Raw genomic sequence first — 22166 nt, forward strand, 5'->3', positions numbered from 1 at the left:
GGGCTACCTGCTTGCGGTTCCTAAAAATAGATATTTAACCTATGATTTCGGCCGCGAATGAATAGAGAAGGAATAGGAAATTATGGGTATTTTTGATAAAGCCAAGGAACTCGGTGAAAGGGTCAATGAGTCCGTAACCGCTTTTAGTAGTGATGAAGTAATAGCCAATACCGTTATCAAAGCGGTTGAGAAGCAGGAGAAGGTGAATGCCATTCTCAAAGCCAGGGGATGCAATTATCGTGTTGCGGACATCGATCTGGGGATGGGAATTCCACCAACGGTGACTTTTGGGGTGAGGCGAGTTGATGAGCTGGCAGAAAAAAAGGCTGATGAAAATGGTGTCATGACTTCACCTGCGCCTGAAGAATCCGCCTTATAGTTACCGACTCTCTAAATGATGGTTCCGGAAATTTTATAAAGCGATATTGGAATAAACATTATGAAAATAGTGCGTAGCAGAGATTTTACCGGTAGTAAGCCCTGGGAATCGCAACTTATCGCAAATATGAACGGGATTACCACTAAACTGCATTGGACTAATAAACCTTATATTTGGCATATCAATGATGGCCAGGAAGTCTTCGCTGTTCTCGATGGTCATGTAGAAATGTTTTACAAAGTGGCAGGTAGAACCGAATCGGAACTTCTTGGACCTGGTGATATATTCCACGCTTCTGAGGGCACGGAACATGTAGCTCATCCTGTTGGTGAGGCTCGCATTCTGGTTGTGGAATCTGAGGGAAGTGTCTAAGTTGATTTTCCTTTCTTAGAAATTAATTAATGTGGTTATCTTATCAAGAGATAGTCATCAATTTGATGGCTTGGATAAGCATTTTGCAATGTTGATTTTGTAACAGTTGAGCATGTCGGAATTTGTCGATTTACTGTCATTTTAATACCACTATTGGATAGAGTAAGTCGTTAATATAAAAAGCTATTTAATCTTCCATATATAAAGCTTATACAGATTTTATGTAGTCATTTTCTGTTGAGATAACTTCCTTTGTGTAGGGAGGTTGAGCGAGAAATTAAGACTAATAAACTTCAAAAAATTATTTAGCGAACAAGGAGGGAACTGGGATGCTGGAGTTAAGGCCGAACTGTGAGAATTGCGATAAAGATCTACCGCCAAACTCGGAAGAGGCGATGATATGTACTTACGAATGTACTTTCTGCCAGCCCTGCGTCGAGACATTACTCAGTAACGTCTGCCCTAACTGTGGCGGTAATTTTTGCCCCCGCCCCATTCGGCCCCAGGTTGCACGGCGTAGCGGTGTGGGTATTAGCTATCAACCGGCCTCACAGAAGCGAGTCAATACTCGATTTAGTAAAGATGAAATCTGCTCGTTTACCGATAGCGTGAAAAATATCCCCCCCGCTGATCGCTAAAATAAAGTGACTGAAAGTTGCAGTTTGGTTTTCTATTGCGAGGTTTACCGAGCTTATCTGGGTCATGCATGGGGTTATGCGGTTTCTTTATAGGGTGAGTTGTCCCCTGTAGTAAGCTTTGGGGCTGGCATTATTTTGTCTGACGCCTTAAGTTATATCGCCTTTTTTAGGGGGAAGTTAGAAGGATAACTATGACGAGTATCGTAGCGGATATTGGTGGGACCAACGCCCGATTTGCCATCGCCAAGCCTGTAGCAGAGGGTTACCAGCTGGAAGAACTCAAAGTCGTTGATTGCCAACGCTTCGAGGGATTTGATGCAGCACTACAGCACTGGCTCGATGGGTTAAACCAGCCGCGCCCGGAAAAGGCGTGTATTGCAGCAGCCGGTCCGCTGGAGATGACTCCAACAGGTGGAAAGGTTTATATGACCAATCTGGGCTGGACTATTGACGCCGGGGAGCTGGCGCAAGAGTTTAGCTTTCCCCACCTAGAGCTGATTAATGATTTTGCCGCCTTGGCTCAGTCTCTGCCCCGTCTGGCCGAATCAGATTACCAGGTACTGCGCGATGCTCCCCGGCAGGCAGGTGCCCCTATGGCGGTGCTCGGTCCCGGAACTGGGCTCGGTGTTGCCGGACTGGCTGAAGCCGATGGCCGATACCATGTGCTGGCGGGAGAGGGCGGGCATGCCAACCTGACAGTCTCCACTGAGCGTGAATTGCAGTTGCTGCAAATCCTGATGAAAACCCAGTTACCTGTTTTCAACGAATGGGTTTTGTCGGGCAATGGGCTGGTTAATCTCTATCGCGCAGTTTGCGAGCTGAACGGAGAGACCGCTGAGGACCTGACGCCCCCCGATATCAGCGCCCGAGGCCTTGAGGGGTCAGATTCGCTGTGCCGTGAAGCTCTGATAGATTTCCTCAATTTCCTCGGCAGTGCGGCCGGGGATGCGGCTTTGTATATGGGCGCCCGTGGCGGAGTATTTTTGGGCGGTGGTATACTGCCCAGGATCGCTGAACTGCTACCTGAGAGCGAGTTTGAGCAGCGTTTCCTGACGAAAGGGCGTGTCGCTCAATGGATGGAGGCCGTTCCGGTATACGCGTTGAATGCGGGTTATCAGGCCCTGATTGGCGCTGCCGTACAGCTGGAGGGGTAATCGCCCGGCACTTTTGTTGGGTTGTGGCCTGACAAACGTGTATTAAATTATACCTGTGATTGATCTCACACTTTTTCCCGTCTCCTCCCCCCTCGGGGGAGGATGTTATGGATTAGGGGCCGCCCTAGGATGCAGGGTCTCAACATAACGATAAGTCCAGGGAGAAGATGATGAGTCTATCCAATAAAGGTAAAGGGGCGCTCAGACCCACTTTGCTATCTGCTGCCATCGCGGCCTCCGTGTCCACCTCGGTTGGGGCCTATGCTCAGGAGCAGGAAACACTGGAAGAAGTAACAGTTACCGGTATTCGCACCAGCGTTTTGGACTCCGTTGAAGCCAAGCGCGCCGCCGATGTTGTGGCCGATGTGATAGATGCGGGCGCGCTGTCATCTCTTCCCGACCAATCAATCGCCGATGCCCTGGGCCGTCTGCCCGGCGTAACCACCGTGCGATCCAACGGTCAGTCCTCACAGCTAAATATCCGCGGTATGAACGGCGACTTCCTGCAGACCACTCTGAATGGTCGTGAGCAGGCCTCTACCAGTGGTTATACCGAAAGTACTCGCTGGATATCTTTTGACCAGTACCCAGCTGAGCTGATTAATCAGGCGGCGGTCTACAAGACTCCGAAAGCCTCTCATATTGAAGGTGGTGTAGCGGGTTCTGTAGAGCTGAAAACAGCCAATCCTCTCGACGCCGAGAAAGAACACAACTTTAATGCCAATGTACGCATGTCGTTTAACGACGCAGCAGACGACGTCGGTGCCGACGAGTTCGGTGAGCGTGTCACACTGTCGTACATGGGTAAATTTATGGATGACAAGGTGGGCGTCGCCCTGGGTTATTCCCACCTTGAGCAGCCGAACAACTTTACCAAAGCTCGTGCAGGTGCTGACGATCAGCTCGGATATTTCACTGGAACTACGGAAGATGAAGAGGAAGTAAATGTTCCTCGAGCCTACCAATGGCAGGCTGGAACAGGTACAGATACTCGCGATGGCTATCTGGCCAGTGTTGTATTCCAGCCTACAGATAACTTCAAGGCTCAGCTTGACTATTTCAAGTCTGAATTTGAGCGGATTGATACTCGCCACGGTATTACTGTTGGCAACTTAGAAAAGACCGATGGCTACACCCTTAATGGAATGGTAGATGGGGGAGTTGCAACCTCAGGCACGGCAACTGTCACCGATACAACTGTTGGTCCTTGGTTTGAAGCGCGCTCTGAAGATCAATCCACCCAGGCAGACAGTGACAGTATTGGCTTAAATTTGGAGTGGAGTTTTGCTGATCAGCATACTTTAACTTTCGATTATTCATACAGCGAAGGCACCAAGACTCGCAAGGACCAGATTGTGTCCATGCATGCGTATGACTTGGGGTATGACGGTAGCGGTGAACTGGAGACTTGGCAGGAAGCGGCAAATCAAAGCTTTGCTTACTCAATGAAAGGTGATGGTATACCTTCAGCTGCTTTTGCCGGGGTAGATTTTACTGACCTGGATACTATGCGTCTTTCTCGATATGAGGAGTATCCTCACGAGTACACTGACGAGGTTGAAGCCTTCAAACTGGACTACCAATTTGACTTGGAATGGGGAGCGATCGCCTCTATTGAAGCTGGTCTTCGTTACTCTGAGAGAACTTTTGATTCTGACCGTGGAACCTTCCTGTATGGTAGTCGCGATGGGCAGTATAACGGTTACTGTGAAGACAACCTTTCAGAAATTGAATGTATGCCACAGGAGCTGGATGGTTTCGTAAAAGTTCAATCCGTTGAAGGTGCTCCCGATCATTTCGTTATCACTGACATGGATGGTCTTGCGTCAAGCATTTTTGGTGCTGGTAACTACCACGGTGTAAAAACTTTCAGTAATGGTAAGGATTGGACTTACATTGAGTCCGGTGCAGTAACTGAAGAAGTGTTCGCCTACTATGCGATGGTGAATATTGATACCCAATTGGGAAGTATACCCGTAACCGGTAACTTTGGAGTGCGTGTTGTCGAAACAGACGTTAAATCAAAGGGTATCCAAAAAATTGGTGATGGCCTTGGTACCGCGATCACTGATGATCTGGGTGTGACTAGCACCGACTATGGCCATGTCGAGTATGGCCCTGAATATACTGATACCTTGCCTTCATTAAATTTAAACTTTGAGTTATCAGAACAAGATTACATTCGCTTCGCTGCTGCAAAAGTTATGGGGCGCCCACCGGTTGGTCAGCTAAAGGGCGGTGCAGGTTCTTGGAACTCAGCGGGAGAGAATGATTATAATGTTTGGACCAAAGGGTCTCCCTACCTCGATCCCTTCCGTGCGAATCAATTTGACTTAGCTTATGAACACTACTTTGAAGATGGTGGCGCGGTTACTGCAGCAATCTTCTGGAAAGATATCGAGAGCCTGATCGAGAAGCAGTATATTTACCTCGACAGCCAATCTGAGCGTACAGCCTTGTTTGAATCTTTAGGTATCGATGTTCCGGAAGGCTTTGAAGCTGGTGCATTTGAAACCTACGTGAATAATGATAAGGGGGGCTATATTCGCGGCATTGAGCTGGCTGGTACCAAAACCTTTGATCAGCTCCCAGGAATTCTATCTGGGCTAGGTATAACCGCTAGTTATTCTTACACAGAAAGTGAGACTGAGGTTACCGGTGGTAATCTCGCTGGCGAGACAATGCCTTTGCCTGGCCTGTCTGAGAACGTCTGGAGTACTACAGTATTTTGGGATGTTGGGAACTTCAGCAGTCATGTAAATGTGCGCTATAGAGACGAATTTACAGAAGTAATGCCAATCCCTGGTAGCTCTACAGTAGTTCCGGCTCGTGAATATACAACTGTGGATGCACAAATATCCTATGCCTTTGATAATGGTATTGATGTTGTTTTATCCGGTAATAACTTGACGAATGAAGCTGATGTGAAATCTTATGGCGTAGATGGCGTCCTCGGTGAATACACTGAGTTTGGGCGTCAGTTTTACCTCGGCTTGAACTATAGCTACTAAGTATCACTGGTTCTTTCGGTGTAAACCGAAGATGTGATAAAAGACCGCCCGCTGAGCTACGCTTGCCGGGCGGTTTTTTTTAAATATTAAAGGGCCCGACAATAAGTGCGGTGCCGAATTTTTGAGGGTCGCCATGAGCAATCAACGCAAAAAAATAATTATTCTTGGCGGGGGTACCGCTGGCTGGATAACCGCCAATCTGATGGCGACCCATTGGCAGAATAAAGGGTTTGAAATCACCCTAGTGGAATCACCGGATATTGGGATTATCGGTGTGGGGGAGGGATCAACTCCGCCACTAAAGGGTTTTATGGAGACTATAGGAGTTAGCGAATCGGAGTGGATGCCTGCTTGTAACGCTACTTACAAGGTCGGTATTACCTTTAGGGATTGGTCGGTCAAACCGGGCTTTACCGAGTATGTTCATCCCTTTGTCGGCCAGCCGGACCAATTTACTATTCCGGCATTTTTTCATAATAGTTACCTGCGCAGGAAAGGCGTTGACTTGGAGGGGCACCCGGACCACTTCTTTCTGGCCACTGAGATGATTCGGCAAAAATTATCTCCAGTCGCGCCGGAAAACTTCCCTTTTGAAATTGCCTATGGCTACCATTTTGATTCTGGTTTATTGGGCCAGTTCCTGCGTCGTGTTGCAGAACAGAAAGGCGTTCGCTATAAGGTGGCGACAGTGGCTGGCGCCATGCTCGATGCACAGGGGAATATTGATCACCTGAAAACTACTGATGGTGAGGTTCTTAAAGCGGATCTGTATGTGGATAGTTCCGGCTTTCGTGGAAGTCTTATACAACAATCCCTGAAGGTTCCTTTTATTAGTAGCGCTGAGAGTCTGTTTAACGATTCTGCGGTTGTATTTGCTACAGATCAGGAGAAAGAGTATGCACCGCATACTATTTCTACTGCGATGAAATATGGCTGGGCCTGGAAAATCCCACTGACTAATCGCAATGGCAACGGCTATGTTTATAGCTCTCGCTTTGTCGACGATGACAAAGCAGAAACGGAATTTCGTGCTTACTTGGGGTTGTTGGACAGTGATGTCGAGGCGCGTAGATTAAAGTTCAAGGTGGGACGGGTTGCCCAACACTGGGCCAAGAACTGCCTGGCGGTGGGGCTCTCCCAAGGCTTTATTGAGCCTTTGGAGGCAACGGCGCTTGATATGGTTCAGGAGACTGTTGTGCGCTTTATAGAGGCCTATAACAAAGGTGATCATACAGATAAGTATAGGGATGATTTTAATAATCGTATCAGCGCTCGTTTTGATGCAGTGCGGGACTATATCGTCTGTCACTACCGTATTAGTTCGAGAACAGATACGGATTATTGGGCTGCCAATGGCACTAATGAAAAGATATCTCCCTCCCTGCGTTCAATCTTGATGTCCTGGATGGCAGGCAAGAATATTACTGATGAACTACTGGATCAAAAGCTGGATGTCTATTTCCCGAATGTATCCTGGAATTGCCTGTTGACTGGCAAGGGGATTTACCCGGGGCAGGAACAGTTGCGTCCAGGTAATGAGTTTGCACATAAATATAAACTGGAAGAAATCAAGGATTTTAACCGCCGCTGTGCTCTGAACTTTATGCCGCACATGGATCAGTTAAATCAATTAAGGGTGGGGTAGAAGAAAATCTGGAATAGTGCTCGGGTTATCTCTGAGCACTATTCCACTTCAATCAGATAGGGAGGTGAATCGTTTTTAATTAATAAATGACTATTCGCTATCCTTTACTTCTATTTTCTCTGACTCTTTTATACGTAGTATGTGCTTTTCTCCACGCTCACCACGAATTTTAACTCGATCTCCAGATTTCATACCTTTGAGCTTGGCCTCATCGGCATCCAGGAAAAAGTAGCGGCCAGTCTGCTCATCTTTCAGGGAAAACTTACGCTCGGATTTTCCCGTTTCAAAATCTTCAGAGATAATTTCTTCCAAGGTGCCAGTTACAATCTCCTCTGCTTGTACAAACAGGGAGAAGCTCAATGCAAACGCTATTAGAATGAATTTTTTCATAGTATTTATCCTACGGTAACGGATTTATAGTCTAATCACTGTAACTGACTAAGATAGTGGCCGACTGTTTGTCTGAGGCCATAGATTGAAACTCAATGGTTAAGCCAATATTTGAGTCGGTAAAGCTATCTCCTGGCTCCTTGAGTTCTGCTACATGGTTAAAGAGTCTATTATCGAGATAATGAACGGATACTGAATTTTCCATATGAGACGATGGGTTCAGTATGTCATGGCCTACATGGTAGTTCACGTAGTAGTAGTCTTCCCCATTCTGACTACCTACACTCTCAACTTTCAGCTGCTGGGGCAGATTTCCTGAGAGCTCTCCCGCAGTCAGCTCAATAGCCTCAATCTCTACCTCTTCTGTGCTGCCGGCGGTCTGGGTTACCGTTTGGGTATATTCGGGGAATAAATCATACCAGCCCATGTACTCTCGGTGACCACTGCCAAATAAACGCGAAGTCCAGGCATTCCCCATAAAGCTCCCATCTGTTCCATACTCGCTTTCGCCACTATCGAAGGTATCGCCATCATTGTTGTCATCATTGCCGGCATGGCTGAGTCCAATATTGTGGCCAAGTTCATGGCCCATTATTATCTGGTCTGTATAAGCGGTAACGATGCTCCATTTACCACCAACAGAGGCGACACCAGCCCCAACCAGCCCAGCACTCTTGGCCTTTGGCGGGTAGATGTAAACACGGTGGCGCCAGTCGCTTAGGTTGATAGGGTTGTTATTGTCATCAACTAAATTGGCTTCTGCCCATTTTGTTGCATTGTCACGCCAAGTGTATCCTCCGTCTGTATATTCTCCTCCCTGGCTGGAGCGGGCTGCCGCATCGTCAACACTTAAAGTGCCACCGTCTTGGTTATCTGGGATGTTGTAAATGATACAGTCAATGGAGCTGTCTTCATTGCTACCTTCTCCATAGCAGTAATGCTCCAGGGAGCTGTCGCTGATGCGATGGCGCAGGAATTTTAGTTGTCCCAATGAATTCTTTAGGTAGGTATTATCGAGAGAGTCTTCATCGTTAAAGACCATATCTGCAATATCAGAGATATCAGTGGTATCTGTAGGTACAGCATCAGAGAAGTTCATGAAAATGAATACGATACTGCTTTCATCAGGCTCTAAAGTGACGACAGAGAAGGTAATCGATTGAGTAGTGCCATCGCTAAGTTGGAATGAAATGGTATCTTCTGTCGTTTCACCATTTTTTAAACTGTCTGCAGAATCATTCAGGCTGTATTCCCAATCTCCGTTGCCGTATAACTTGAAATCGCCGTAGGATCCGTTAAGAGTTTCCTCGACAAACTCCGGAGTATTGCCATCGACATCCTCCAAAAGGAATGTTCCTGAAGAAAATTCCTTACCTTCAACAATCAAAGTGGCCAGTGGGCTGGCGGGGTTGAACGTGTAGGCATCGTCGTACCCGGTTATGGAAATGGATATAGTGGCTTCTGAATCACTGGAGCCGATACCAATATTAAATGCGTCGGTCACTAATTCTGAGCCAGCAATTGGATCGGATAGTTCACTGTCCAAGGTATAGGTCCAGCTGCCATCGCTGGATATTTCAAGCTCTCCGTAAGTCCCTTGAAAATTTCCGGATTCAAAGGTTTGATTGCTGTTTGAGTTATCGACTAGTTGCCCTGAAACCGTTGTCTCGACATCTTCACTGACGCTGCCGCTGTCACCGCTTATGCTAGGGGAGTCATCGCCGTCGTCGTCATCCGAATCTGAACTGTCATCATCATCAGAGCTGGAGCTGTCATCATCAGAGCTAGTATTGCCATCATCATCGCCGTCAGAGTTTGCCCCTGAATCGCTATCGCTGCTTACTGGAGTGCCGTCAGGTTCGTTGTCATCGGAGCTTCCGCCCCCACCGCAAGCAGTAAGAAATACAGATAAACTGATAGCTGAGAGTAACTTCAGTGAATAGGTCATATCGCCTCGATAGATCGGTTAAACCAAATATAATTGGCGCGGAGTATAAAGAGCTGTCAGTCATATTCTGTGATGGCTGACTTGCTTTTGAAGTAGGACTTTTCTTTAAACAAGAAATGACGCTATGGATCGTCCCTAGAGGAAGCCTGTATTTTTAAAATAAATAGTAGAGTTAAATTTTTTGAGGAATTTGAGATTTCTCAGATTGCGAAATTGAAATCCAGGAACTTGTTGGCAAAAAACACAAAAAATGGGAAGAAAAAATATAATATACTTAGGGTCAAATGGGATATGGATGTCGATATTCGAGCTAATAACGAGGGCTCACGATATGTCTCTCATGAGACGAATTATCTTCTTTTAAATACGTGGCAAGTTGAAGGTGGTCAACTATTCGGTGTAGATAGTTGACCACTTAACTGTTTTTATTCTGTAGATAGCTCACTTAGAAATTGTTTTAGGTGTGAGATATTGCAATCTTTTGTGTCGCTACAGCGCTTCAGCATCTGCTTTAATTGCCGATCATCACTTTGTTCGGTAGCTAATTTCAAATAGTGAAGTACTTGGTCAAGGTTTTTATCGACGGACTCTCCTAGGCTGTAAGCTTCAGCTATTTTAAGTGAGGCCAAACCATGACCTCTTTGGGATGCCTTCTCGTAGAGGGCTAGCGCTTCATCAAGATTGGCCTCCACACCGAGTCCCTGTTCATACATACGGGCTTGGTTATAGTATCCATACTTTGAATTTTTGCTCGATGCCTGTTCGAACCAATACAGAGCTTTAGAATAATCTTTGATAGCGCCATTATCAGAACTCAGATATATAAGTCCCAGCTTATTCATGGCGGTAGCCAGTCCACCCTCCGCTGCTTGAGTGTAATAGTAGATTGCTTGCCCTAAGTTTTCTTCTACCCCGTTACCAGTTAAGTAGAGTTCACCCAGTCTGGCTGTGGCATTGACTGACCCTTCCGCTGAAGCAAGCTTGTAGAGCTCTGCTGCATGAGCCGAACTTTTTTCTACTCCATAGCCATATTCCGCGGAGTAACCCATATTGGTAATACACTCCAGGTGGCCGGCCCGTCCACACAATAAATACCAGGCATAGGCAATATCGGCGTTGGCATCTGCAATAATATTCTTGGAATGCAGGATCCCCATTTTTAATTGTGCAGGAAGATGATTGCGATATGCCGCAGCTTGATAGTCCCTGATAGATTGATTGATATTAACCGGTTGGCCATGGGCGCCTAGTTGTGTGATACGCCCTCTCTCAAAGAGTGCGGCGGGGTTTCCTGCAATTGCAGCCTCATTGAGAAGCGCCATGCCCTTACTGGTTTCTTTTTTCTTCTCCAGCAGGTAGCTGGCATAAAAAAACTGGGCTGGGGAAAAGCCGTTACCGGAAGCTTTTTGAATAAGCTGTTCAAATTGATAGTAATCATTCTGTTCAAGGTAACCAATAGCCTGGGTAAAGTGGGCTACGGGGTAACCTTTATTTGCGCTGGCTTGCAAGAATTGTGCAGCACCGGATTCATTAGCTGAGTTAAATTCCTCTGACGCAAAAAGGGAGTAGAGTTCATACTCCGCCTGGCCTTTCTTCAAGTGTTGTTCGGCACTGGAGAGTAGTGAAGTTGCTAATTCTTTGTCCGGATCAATTCCCAGGCCCATAAAGGCTATATAGGCTAGGTAAACCTTTGCCTCTTCGAGCCCCAAGTCCGCAGCAGCAACAAATAATTGTGCGCACTCGTTAACTGCGAATTTTTCAGTTTTGCCACTGAGACACAGCCGCCCTAAACTGATATTGGCGGAAATGGATCCCATAATAATAGCGTCTAGATAAGCCTGTTCAGCCTGTGGATACTGCCCCTCCGCATGAAATACAATGCCTTCGGCGTGTCGAGCGGCATAATCTGTAGAGGCTAGTACCTGGATCACATCTGTATAGAGCTGATCTGATGTGCCGGCAAATGGATACCTGATCGCGAGCAGTCGGTGTAGAAAGCGGGCATTATCGAAGTAGATTTTCGATACCTGATAGCCGCCTACTTCCTTTACGTTATATACGCGGTATATAGCATTGCGACTATTTGCAAATTCAAAATAGCTATCAATAATTTCATAGCCGGATATGGTGAGCAGGTCTTCTGCATCTGCCCAGCTTCCGACCTCAAAGGCACTGTGGCTATACTCACCACTGCGTCCGGAGAGGATGCCAGTAGCAATAAATTCAAACAGGTTTTTATGGTAGTTGGCTGCTTCTAACTGTCCCACAGACTCATAGCATTCTGCAGCGCTGAGGTGGGGAGTCAGTGACAGGATGTTGTTGTTTGTTACGGCCTTCCAGTCCACGGCTTCACAAGGCTTATCCCCAGATTCGATCGCAGATAGCTCCGCCTGGTAGAGCTCTCTGGCCACGATATTATTCAGGGGTTGCTGAGACTCAAGATAGGCAACCCAGAAATCCTCATAAGCAACTGTATCTGGAGCGCTAGCAATTTGTTCGGTTAGCAGCCTTATTTCGTTATCGCCGGGCTCGATGGAAGTGTGGGCCGCACAAGAGGCCAGTAAGTAAATAACGGGAGCAAAAAGGAATTTTTTCATTATTTACTTCCTGATCAGTGACTTAACCAGGTTTTTCATTGCCTTACTGGTTTCCTGGGTATTCGAATTATCGCCCTTGGCCCAGAACTGATATTGAAGTGCTTCATCCAGTTTATCGAGCTGCTCCATATACTCGGCAATATCCGTATTGCGGACATGGTCCGCTTTGGATTTAAAGGCGTAGTTCACCGAGATATTATTGCCAATATGATCGGAGGTTCTGGAGAAGGTGAACCAGGGATTGTCTATCTGTAGATCCTGGGATTCCTCTCTCCACAAAACCTCTCCAGTAATTTTGGCTACTGCTTTGTGGTTGATATCCACAGGATGTGCCAGCGCTAATGGGCTTTGGCGAATACGCTTCTGGGGGCTGGTAATATAAGAGGCGATACTGGTGCCATACAGTGAGAAAATCTTCCGAGCAGAGTTCAACTCGGCAAAATCACTGATCTCATATAGCTCCGATACCTGAAGTACATTTTCACCCCGATTGTCCTGGTGCTTGATATTGGATGTGATTTCAATACCGGGGTAGTAAGTTGCCATAAAGTTTGCGTAATTACTCTTTATGTATTCAGAGTCCGCTGACTGGAAAAATTGACGCATCTGCTCCGCTTTGAGAGCGCTGTAGGTGGACTCAACAGTTAGCCCTGCGGTATTGGCCCCGGCATTGATTTCAAAATTTTCGGTGACATCCAGTTGCAGAGTGCCGTTGGCGGGATAAACCGTGGTTACTTGTTTTAATGCTCGGGTTCCCTTTCGAATGGGGAGTGCCAATTCATAATCAAAGAAGCCTTTGCTCTTGATATTGGAGCCCTGTCCGGAAGCGGTGCCGTCAACCCAATAATCTTGTCCATTGAGCTCAATGACGCTGATTACATGATCAAAAGAACTGGGAGAGGGGATATCATTGGCAAGGTCACGCCCGCGTCCTGAAGACACCAAGGCGGGGTAAGAGTTAACCCCCAGGTGAGACAACATGGCGGTTATTAATATGGCCTTGTCTTTACAGTCGCCATAGCGCTTATCCAAAGTCTCTCTCGGTGTTCGCGGTTGGTGTGAGTTGATTCCAAACTCGATCCCAAAGTAGCGAATATCCTCCTGAACGTAGGCAATAGCCTTGCTGACAGCTCCCTCAAGGCCTTCCTCTGCGCGCCATTGATCCAATTGCCGGGTGAGTTCCTGTGGCAGGGAGAGGTCAATATCGTAGAGTGTCATTGCCCAATCGTTTACTTCAGCCCAACTGTTATAGCCTGAGTATTGGATGTAGTTGAATGGGTCATGCCAGTGAGGGTATTCCCCCTCCTGAAGTATCGGAGACACCTGCTTCAGGTCCAGTGTGTACTGGTAAGTGCCGTTATTGCGGGTAACGTTCACCGGTACTTTTTCATTGTTAAAACGGTAATTGAGCTTGTTGTCACTGGTAATTTTTACATAGCGCCTGTCGATGGCATCCGGCCATGACAAGTAGAAAGTACCAAAATCCCCACGTTCAAAAATAGGGTTGCTTCCCTCGAGTGTATAAGCGTAGGAGATTTTGTCACCAGGTCGGATATCCTCAAGGATATAAAGCGCATTCCACATTTCAGAGTAAAGTTTGCTGGATAACTCCTGCTCAGACTGGAATAACTTGAAGTCCTGTTTTTTCAGGCGATCAATTACTTGATCATTGCGGGTGACGGTAATTTCGTGAACGACCAGCTGCTGGAACGCGGGGTAAAAACTAATGTTCAGTTCCGATACCTGTTTAACCCCCTGCTGATTAAGGGGCTCCATCACCAATTGAAAATAGTATTGGTGTTGTTCGTTCGTATGGGATATCTGGGAGTTGCTTAGGTGATACCTAACACTGCCTTCGGGTGCAGTGACACTACTCGAGAGATCGACGGCATTCACCCAAGTGGGTGTTGGGGCTATGTTAATTTCAGGGGTAGCCTGGGCCAGCGACACAGCAAATAAAAGAGTCACAGCCAGAATTTGGCCGAAGGAACGATATTTCAAAATGAGCCTCGATTGTTATCTACAGCCTATACCGGCGGAGACAGAATAGATCTTGGGTGGGGAGTAAGCAGAAGAGGCACGCAGGGCACCCTACGATTGATTCGCTTCTGTTGAACCCTGGATCTTTCCCTATAGGGCAGTGCCTGTTGCCGTTTGGCAGCGGCGCTCCGTTACCGCTTGGTGTTGGGATCGTTAAGTGAACAGCCGGTAATATACCCCAATGGCTATGGGCTGAGTATCGAATGGCTATGACCGCTGGCGTTTTGAATAAGTTTTTCGGCGGTTCAAATTGATCAAGGCAGGGTTTATTGCGTCCAGGCGAAAAAACGGTTAAAAAATAACCGAATCTTGAAGGTGGGAGGCCACCCAGCTTGTGGGCTGAGTGACCTGGGGCATGCTTATTGGGCCTGCTCCTGAACAGGCATTTCTTCGAGCTTAGCCTTTATCTCTTTCAGCTTTTCCTTAACTCGGGCTGCATTGTCGGGGCCCATGCGGATCATCAGCTTTTGTATTCCAGGGAGTTTTTCCAGTTTTGGATCGGCAAATTTGTAATACACCGATGGGCGTATCAATTGAATAGGGCCTTCAACATCTGGCGCTGCCAGTGCATTGTCGATTGCTCCAATCACCACCTGATGGAATGACTTGTTGCGAATCCCCAGCTCGCCATAGGCCTGAGCTAAACGAGGGTACCAGTACTGATATAAAGTAATGATGGCATCAGTGTTAGCCAGTGCGAACAATCGTACCGGTTGGTCGTAACGGCGATAGTTCTCCGGGGACAGCTGGTAGCCTTCAGCGGATGACCCGGTAACGGTGATGGGGCCGCGAATGGTTTTCAGCGGACGATGCTTGTGAATCAGCTCACCACGGGATGCTGCGTTGGCAGCGGCCACCCATTTACGTATTACTTCGTCGGGTACCAGCCAGCGGGACAGGGCGCCGTTGGGTGCCAATGACATTAACTCGTCATATGCGGCCTTGTCGCTCTCGTTCAGGGGGGGAGGCGGCTCTCTGCCGGGCTCCTCTTCAATGACCGGTTCCTCGGGCGGCTGGGCTGGTTCCTGGCTCTCAGGTTGTGCCAGGGCCTCTGGCTCGGGAGCAGTTTGGGGTTCTTCGACAACACCGATGGTGGGAATTTCTTCTTTCTTTTCCTCGCCGGTCCAGAGCCAATAGGCTGCTGCAGCGACAACGACCACCACAATAATGCCGATGATCCACCCTTGCCTAGATTGTTGTTCCGACATTCCCTGCCTCCTTTGACTGCTAACAGAATGTGACGCTTGGACCACGACAAAGCGCTGCGGTTTCTCGCGGTCTGCTGGTTTTACATTACTCTGCAAAAGCGCCGCTCGCAAAATAGTTTTACTATGGGGTAATTGCACGACCTTTTTGCCGGTCTTATACCCTGCGCAGCACCTACGCCCCCGCGCGGGAGGATGGTTTGATTTACTGGGCCTATTAGAGTGGCCTGGGGAGTTTCTGAATAATTCTGAGCGGCGAATAAAAGAGAGAACAATGGGAAAATTCACCAGCTTATTGATTGGCCTGATGCTGGGTGGTGTACAAGCTGCCGTGGCTGCAGAGCCGGTAGATCCTTTTTGGCGCAATGCGACGGTCTATTTTATGTTGCCGGACCGTTTTAATAACGGCGATAGCAGCAATGACTTCCCCTACGGCCGCAAAGACGATGCGGCATACCTGCGTGGCTTTGAGGGAGGGGATCTGCGCGGCGTTATCGAGAAAATCGAAGCGGGGTATTTTAATGATCTCGGAGTCGATGCTATCTGGATGGCCCCGGTGATTGAGAACATCCATGGCTACAATGAGTCCGATAAACGCACCTACGCTTTCCATGGCTACTGGCCTAAGGACTGGACTGCCGTAGATGCCAACTTTGGCACTGAAGCAGACCTGGCGGAATTGATTGAGGTAGCTCACAGCCAGGGGATTCGCGTATTGCTGGATGTAATTCTCAATCACACCGGGCCAGTCACTGAACAGGATTCCAGGTGGCCCTCGAGTTGGCTGCGCAATAGTCAGCAATGCGATTGGTCTGACTATGCCGGCAATGTTGAGTGTGCAATTCACGCGAACCTGACGGATATCCTCACGGAGAGCGAGAAAGATGTCGAGTTGCCGCCGCAACTGGTGGCAAAGTGGAAAAAAGAAGGCCGCCTGCAGCAAGAGCAGCGCGAGCTGGATGCCTTTTTCGAGCGCACTGGCTATCCCCGTGCCCCCAAATATTACCTGATCAAGTGGTTAACTGACTGGGTGCGTGAATACGGTGTCGATGGTTTTCGTGTGGACACGGTCAAACACGTAGAGCCACAAGCCTGGGCAATACTGAAAAAGGAAGCGGGCTTAGCCCTGGCGGAGTGGAAGGCTGAGAACCCGAAGAAGAAATTGGATGATCGCAATTTCTTTATGGTGGGCGAGGTTTACCATTTCGGCGTTAACAGCTTTGGTCCCAGTGTCGGTCGTTCCTACGATTATAGCGATCGGAAAGTAGACTTTTATCAGTACGGTTTTGACAGCCTGATTAACTTTGATTTTGCCCAGGTTGCGGGCAAGCCAGCGGAGGATATTTTCTCCAGCTATTCTTCTGCCTTGAACAGCGGTGAACTAAAAGGGTTCGGTGTCCTAAATTATCTAGGCTCCCACGATGACCATCACTCATTTGACCGCGAGCGTCAGCACACACTGAGTGCCGCAAGTAAACTGATGTTGGCGCCCGGTGCAGTGCAGATATATTACGGTGATGAACTGGCGCGCCCCATGATTGATGATCGCGCATTCGGCGACGCCTCTATGCGCACCAATATGAACTGGGGTGACTTGGAAAAGACGGAAACCCGTGCATTGCTGGCTCATTGGCAGAAGCTGGGGCAGTTTCGTCGATCGCACCCGGCAGTTGGCGCTGGTGTACACCAGAAGCTGGGGGATAAGCCTTATACATTCTCCCGCACCTTATCTGGTGAGCAGCCGGTAGTTGTGGCGATGGAACTGTCCGCGGGTGAGAAGAGCGTATCAGTTAAAGGTGTGTTTGCCGATGGTATCGAACTGACCGATTACTATTCGGGCAAGCGAGCCAAAGTTGAGGGTGGCCGGGTGACTTTTGATACAGAGGGAACTCTGCTCCTGCTATCGGCTAAATCGCAGTAAATCCAAAAAAGAAAGCCCCTGCAGATAGCACTGCTGGGGCTTTCAGCATTTTTGAAAATGGGATGACTTAATCGTTGTTCATTGTTGTTGTGGTGAACTGGTTACATACCATCACATCAACGTCCAACTGGCCAATTACACGCTCGGCAGTATTGCCACGCAGGAATGAGCCTGTTTCGCCGTACTGATTCATGGTTCCCATCACGACCAAATCTGCATCGATCTCACGGGCCACCTCCTCAACAACATCACTGGTATAGCCGCGCTTTACGTGAATGCGATGGGTGGGGACACCGGTTTTATCGGCAAGCTTGGCCAAAGCACCGCGATCTGGGTAGAGCATGGAATCCAGGAATGCATTTACTAGGTGTAGCTCTGCTCCGTAATGACCTGCGATATAGGTCGCGCGTTCGCTGATCTGGCGATTGAGCTCGCGCTGCTCGAGGGTTTTTGCCTGGTAGTTAACGGTAGCCAATACAACTTTGCGCTCGTCCTTGGCGCCGGGGCGAATCAATACTACTGGGCAGCGCGCTGTTTTCAGGACTCGCCATTTGGATTCGGCGAAGGTAAAGCGACGGCTGCTCTTCGCGTGTACTGGTAGGTAGATCATTTCTGCGTTGCAGCGCTTTGATTCCTGCACGATGGCCGCCTGCCAATCACTGGACCAGCAAACAGTGATCTCACAGGAAAGACCAGCTTCTGAGATGGGTTCACGAATTTGTTCACGGAACCACGACTCATCGCGAAATAGGTGGTCGTTAACTGCACGGGTATCCACCGCTTCACCATCAACTGCGACGAATACAGCCAGTCGCGGCTGAGGATTGCGTCCACGTGAAGTGATCAGGGCTCGCTCCAGAGCTACATGCTTCTCATCGTTAGGGTCCACTACAACGAATACGGTGCTTTGCTGCTCCATTTTTTCTCCTCAACTAAGCGTGTTACTGGCCAGTGCGACCTGCAGTTGACCAAGAGGTCTAATCTACCATGATGGGGTTGTCAGCCCGAGTACCTGACTGTCCCATTTGTCGAATTTGGCGCCTATCTCATCGAATAATTTTGTTGCGCATAATGGCGTAGTTGGGGAAGATCTTATTGAGGTAGATCAACTTCACCAGCCCCAAAAGCCTCACTCAGTAAGCTAAAGTGGAGATCTCCCGTATGGGGGCTTATCCTCAGATCCCCATGGAGACAGGCTCAACGGTAACGGTTAGTTGTGGAATTCTTGAAAACCTGAGTAGGTCCGGGGAAATAATTTACTCACGATGAGGGGGAGGGTTATCACCGGCAGATTAGTTCAACTAGCATCCAAAAACTTGCGGTATTAAAAGGTAATTGCGCAAGGTGCAGCGCAGTCATGTGTGGCCATAGCGCGGTAAGTTTATGGCGTAATTTAAGGCCCGTACAGATAAGCCCGTGGGTTGAATTTAATTGCCCGGCTTCAGGAATAATCTAAAGCTGCGTCCGGATTACTCTGATGCTGATAGACTGGTCTATAGAGAGATTTATTGCTTGTCTCTGAAATATAGCATCGCTAAAACCGGTGAACCTGCGAGTGTTTACCTGCCGGACTACTCCTTTAATATCTCAGCTAGAACGGGTGACACATGGATACCTTTAGATGCTAGCTTTAAACAGTATGAATTTACTGAAGGGCAAGACCTGGAAACTAATGTGCCTTTTGATGCGCAAAGACTAGCAGATGAAATCACTCAAACTGCAATTATCGATGAAGAGCAAGGCTTCGAACAAAGTGTTGATCAGTTGGTGATTGAGGAGGCATTAGTCAACTATCAGCAACAAGTAGAAGATTACATTAACGGTCAAAACCCTGATGCAACGATGGAGGAAGTCCTGGGTATTCAGCGTGTTATCGTACAAGAATATCATCAATTAGCGGCTGGGCTACCCTATGAGTTAATTGTTCGTACCAATAAGTATTCAATTTTACCAGATAATTTGCGGCACCGTTATCGGTATACTTTGGGGACTGAAGTCTTAGGTCAAGAAAATAGCCGTTTGATCACCTTTGAGCAGTCTTTACCTGAACTAGCCGGAAAAAAGCATGCTTCGTCATTTCGTCCAGCTACTCAAGCGGATGAGGATTTAATTCTTAGTTATATTCCCGAGCTCGGATCTGATACAGGTGAAATTGAGCTTGGTCAATTACCAACTAGTTTGCCAGGTTACTTGATATATTTAGTTGCTGAATTTACTCAAGACGGTAATGTTGTACATAGTGCTACGGCAGGCACGATGGGGGGGAGCTTTACGAAACCTTAGCGTTGTGGTCACCTGCTTTTGGTTGGGAAGAGGCCGTGAACCATCCCACTATAGGTGAGTATCGGGCGCTCGGGCTTGATCTTCAAGGTGCTAATATAAAAGAAATAAAACAGCTGCGAGTTGATATCCAAGGGATCCAGGATGTATTGGCCAGCGGTGACCAAGTTCAAATTGAGAGACTGACAAAAAGTGAAATTGTTGGGAGCCTACTATACTCTACGGTCCACCTCTATTTGGCCTTAACTTATTTACAAGACCAATTGGAGGCGAAAGCTTCAAATATCGTTAACTATAGAATGCTCAGTTTTGGTATTTTTAGTACCAGCTTACAGGCAAACTACTTTTTTGGAGTTCCGAGGAGTGTGCACTCCAGTGGCTTATTGATTGATATTGATCGGCTATCTATTCAGGCTATTGCAAAGGATAACGATAGAAAACGCCTTGTTAACCATATGAAAGCAATTGGATACAGAGCTTCTGCTATGGAACATGACGTACCTGAACAAATTTTTTCCACTGAAGATATTCGTGTACAAGGTATTAGTGCAGTGAAGGCACTTAAGATAGCTGTTTCTGAAGGACAGCGCATTTGGACAATTGATATAAATAACATTAGTGAAGCGTTATCTGTACTTGATTTTAGTTCAGATGTGAAAGGCGAGATTAGAAGTGCAGTGCTGGCGGGTAAAGTTGTAACTACACATGAGAAGGAAATTGATTTTGCAGGCGGCAAAAACTTGGGTTACTTACTTATTGACCCAGATACTGGTGCTGGAGCATATTTAATTGCAAATGGTGCCAGCGGAGATTTTTTGAGTGATGATGACGCAGGGATACTGGATGCAATAGGTCTATTTACTGGTATTGTTGGAGCAGCATTTACATTCACACCTTTAATAGTTGTAGCAGTGCTATTGGCTGCTTTTCTGGCAGTCGAGCTTTACCTTGATTTTATAGCATTGAATACTCGCTGTGATGCTCTAGTGTCACTTATTGCAGTTGCAATTATAGTCACAATTTTAGGAGCTTTGGTTGCTCCTCTTTTGGCTATTGTATTAGCATATACAGCTCTTCTCGCTGGTAACGGAGCGATAGTTGCGGCAGGCTCATCATCCTGCAGGGCGGGGGATGGATGATATGAACCCTATTGAATTAGCGCTGGACATATGTGTTTTTTTGTATTTTGTTGGCCTAATCTATGGAGCCTTAGCGAAACGCTTGTACTTTGCAGGGTGGCATTATTATGTTGATAATAAAAAGAAATACTGGGAGGTTTTTTTCTCTTATGTCCTGATGATAGCTGGACTTATCTTTATAAGGTATTTGTTATTGTCTAAAATAAGTAACTTGCCATCTTAGGTTTATAGTCGTTTTATTAATGCCGGTATCTTTCGTTATAGCTCTTGTCTTTTTTAGTCAGGCAGAATATTTTACTCTGCTATGGGGGGGAAGCATGAAAAAAAGATAACAGTGGGTCGAGGGTTAAAAACTCCGTGTCATAGTTTGGCAAGTATTGGTAATAGGTGTCTCAATTCGATGTAATTAAAAATTCGACAAAGATATTTTTTAGAAGTCGATTAACAGAGAAATAGGTGTGTAGGTTGCAGGTGTCACAGCTGTTTCTGTGTTTGAGCGGTGGTTCTTTTTATTTGACAAGGTGCGAGGCTAAGAAATTTTTACCAGTCCATGTGCTCAGTTTTTATCGAACTGAATTTGAGCTTATTGTATAGCCTTTTATGATCCCATTAAATCTATGAAATGTCTTCAAAGCTCCGACTTAAGTAGGATCAGTATTTTACTTAAATACCCTGCCACTTTAAAAAAGAAGCTGTTATGAGAGATTGTACCGATATTTTGAAGGCTAAATGCCGACTACTCCAGTCAACTAATATCAAATAATGACCCCACCGAAAGAAATGGAAGTCCTTTCTCTTAGATTTTACAACAAGAGATAGCCCCTGATTTACGTATCTGAGCCTGTAGCGTGAGTATGCTGCTGAATATAGGTGTAATCAGCTCTTTAGGATTTTTATATCATCGTGATCAAGTGGGGCGCCCGGAATGAATCGATTAACAAAGTTTGAACCTATAAATAGTTTACGTTTGCGGAGAGTGGTTTCAATATCAGACCAGGCTTTGGCGGTTTTGGAAATGATGTTGAACGGAATATGATAATGATAGATGTTTACAAAATATTAAGTGATATTCGGGGCAAAAGAACCAGTCATCTATTGCGTTTTGGTTTCCATCCACTGACGTGGGCGTTCGGAATCCCTTCCTAGTTGAGTATCTTTCTCACAGAAGATTTCCCTGGGACTCAAGGAGAGGGGCAATGATAGTAAAGGGTTGCAACCAGAGAAGTTTAAGAGCGGCGAGACTGAGCGCCAAGTAGGGAATAGACTGTTTAAGTGTTATAGTCTTCGTGTTGTATTAATGGCTGTGGTATCTAAAAAAATTCTTTTTAGGTGTCAAGTTTGAGGAGCTAGAATCTGTATAAAGTCTTTTGTATACATCATAGAAATTTAAATTTGAGAGCTAATTTGATTCGTTCTGATTCTAAAGTCAGTACTATACTGTTCGACT

At 46.9% G+C, this 22166-nt stretch carries 15 protein-coding genes; 9 read left to right on the top strand and 6 right to left on the bottom strand.

Annotated elements, in window-relative coordinates; translation table 11 throughout:
- The first annotated feature begins 82 nt into the window (after positions 1 to 82).
- The 6 genes from ACJJI6_RS19225 (at position 83) to ACJJI6_RS19250 (ending at position 7199) form a co-directional block, all read left to right on the top strand.
- Positions 83 to 379, top strand: a complete 297-nt coding sequence (locus ACJJI6_RS19225) for a hypothetical protein (protein WP_413663518.1) — start codon at positions 83 to 85, stop codon at positions 377 to 379.
- Between the two features lie 60 nt (positions 380 to 439).
- Positions 440 to 751 carry a cupin domain-containing protein gene (locus ACJJI6_RS19230; RefSeq protein ID WP_444911629.1) on the top strand — a complete coding sequence of 104 codons (312 nt, stop codon included), beginning with the start codon at positions 440 to 442 and terminating at the stop codon, positions 749 to 751.
- A gap of 329 nt (positions 752 to 1080) precedes the next feature.
- Positions 1081 to 1389: a DUF1272 domain-containing protein gene (locus ACJJI6_RS19235; protein ID WP_282931050.1), complete on the top strand. Its 309-nt coding sequence runs from the start codon at positions 1081 to 1083 to the stop codon at positions 1387 to 1389.
- Between the two features lie 191 nt (positions 1390 to 1580).
- A complete protein-coding gene (glk, locus tag ACJJI6_RS19240; protein ID WP_475711744.1) occupies positions 1581 to 2543 on the top strand; it encodes a glucokinase in 963 nt (320 codons plus the stop codon).
- Between the two features lie 170 nt (positions 2544 to 2713).
- A complete protein-coding gene (locus ACJJI6_RS19245; protein WP_475711745.1) occupies positions 2714 to 5554 on the top strand; it encodes a TonB-dependent receptor in 2841 nt (946 codons plus the stop codon).
- Positions 5555 to 5687: 133 nt separating this feature from the next.
- The gene (locus ACJJI6_RS19250) at positions 5688 to 7199 is read left to right on the top strand and encodes a tryptophan halogenase family protein (RefSeq protein ID WP_475711747.1); all 1512 of its coding nucleotides are present in this window, start codon (positions 5688 to 5690) and stop codon (positions 7197 to 7199) included.
- A gap of 90 nt (positions 7200 to 7289) precedes the next feature.
- Here the strand turns inward: ACJJI6_RS19250 and ACJJI6_RS19255 are convergent, their stop codons facing one another.
- The 5 genes from ACJJI6_RS19255 to ACJJI6_RS19275 all read right to left on the bottom strand — a co-directional run bounded on the left by ACJJI6_RS19255 (position 7290) and on the right by ACJJI6_RS19275 (position 15382).
- The gene (locus ACJJI6_RS19255; RefSeq protein ID WP_444895935.1) at positions 7290 to 7589 is read right to left on the bottom strand and encodes a hypothetical protein; all 300 of its coding nucleotides are present in this window, start codon (positions 7587 to 7589) and stop codon (positions 7290 to 7292) included.
- Between the two features lie 31 nt (positions 7590 to 7620).
- A complete protein-coding gene (locus ACJJI6_RS19260) occupies positions 7621 to 9537 on the bottom strand; it encodes a VCBS domain-containing protein (RefSeq protein ID WP_475711749.1) in 1917 nt (638 codons plus the stop codon).
- Between the two features lie 425 nt (positions 9538 to 9962).
- Entirely contained in the window at positions 9963 to 12134 is a 2172-nt protein-coding gene (locus ACJJI6_RS19265) for a tetratricopeptide repeat protein (protein WP_475711751.1), read from the bottom strand.
- A gap of 3 nt (positions 12135 to 12137) precedes the next feature.
- Positions 12138 to 14135 (bottom strand): DUF3857 domain-containing transglutaminase family protein, encoded by a 1998-nt coding sequence (locus ACJJI6_RS19270; protein WP_475711753.1) that lies wholly within the window; start codon positions 14133 to 14135, stop codon positions 12138 to 12140.
- 398 nt (positions 14136 to 14533) lie between these two features.
- Positions 14534 to 15382 carry a DUF3014 domain-containing protein gene (locus ACJJI6_RS19275; RefSeq protein WP_475711755.1) on the bottom strand — a complete coding sequence of 283 codons (849 nt, stop codon included), beginning with the start codon at positions 15380 to 15382 and terminating at the stop codon, positions 14534 to 14536.
- Between the two features lie 271 nt (positions 15383 to 15653).
- Between ACJJI6_RS19275 and ACJJI6_RS19280 the strand changes: the two genes are divergently transcribed.
- Positions 15654 to 17300, top strand: coding sequence for an alpha-amylase family glycosyl hydrolase (locus tag ACJJI6_RS19280; RefSeq protein ID WP_475711757.1), 1647 nt, complete (start codon positions 15654 to 15656; stop codon positions 17298 to 17300).
- Positions 17301 to 17367: 67 nt separating this feature from the next.
- Here ACJJI6_RS19280 and ACJJI6_RS19285 read toward each other — a convergent pair whose 3' ends face one another.
- Positions 17368 to 18219, bottom strand: a complete 852-nt coding sequence (locus ACJJI6_RS19285) for a universal stress protein (protein ID WP_413663505.1) — start codon at positions 18217 to 18219, stop codon at positions 17368 to 17370.
- Between the two features lie 593 nt (positions 18220 to 18812).
- On the opposite strand from ACJJI6_RS19285, the gene ACJJI6_RS19290 reads away from it, so the two are divergent.
- Both ACJJI6_RS19290 and ACJJI6_RS19295 read left to right on the top strand, forming a co-directional pair.
- Positions 18813 to 19583, top strand: a complete 771-nt coding sequence (locus ACJJI6_RS19290; RefSeq protein ID WP_475711759.1) for a hypothetical protein — start codon at positions 18813 to 18815, stop codon at positions 19581 to 19583.
- 35 nt (positions 19584 to 19618) lie between these two features.
- Complete coding sequence (locus ACJJI6_RS19295; protein WP_475711761.1) at positions 19619 to 20719, top strand: hypothetical protein; 1101 nt, start codon at positions 19619 to 19621, stop codon at positions 20717 to 20719.
- Positions 20720 to 22166 lie beyond the last annotated feature (1447 nt).

Source organism: Microbulbifer maximicatervae (SeqCode), from assembly GCF_056232625.1.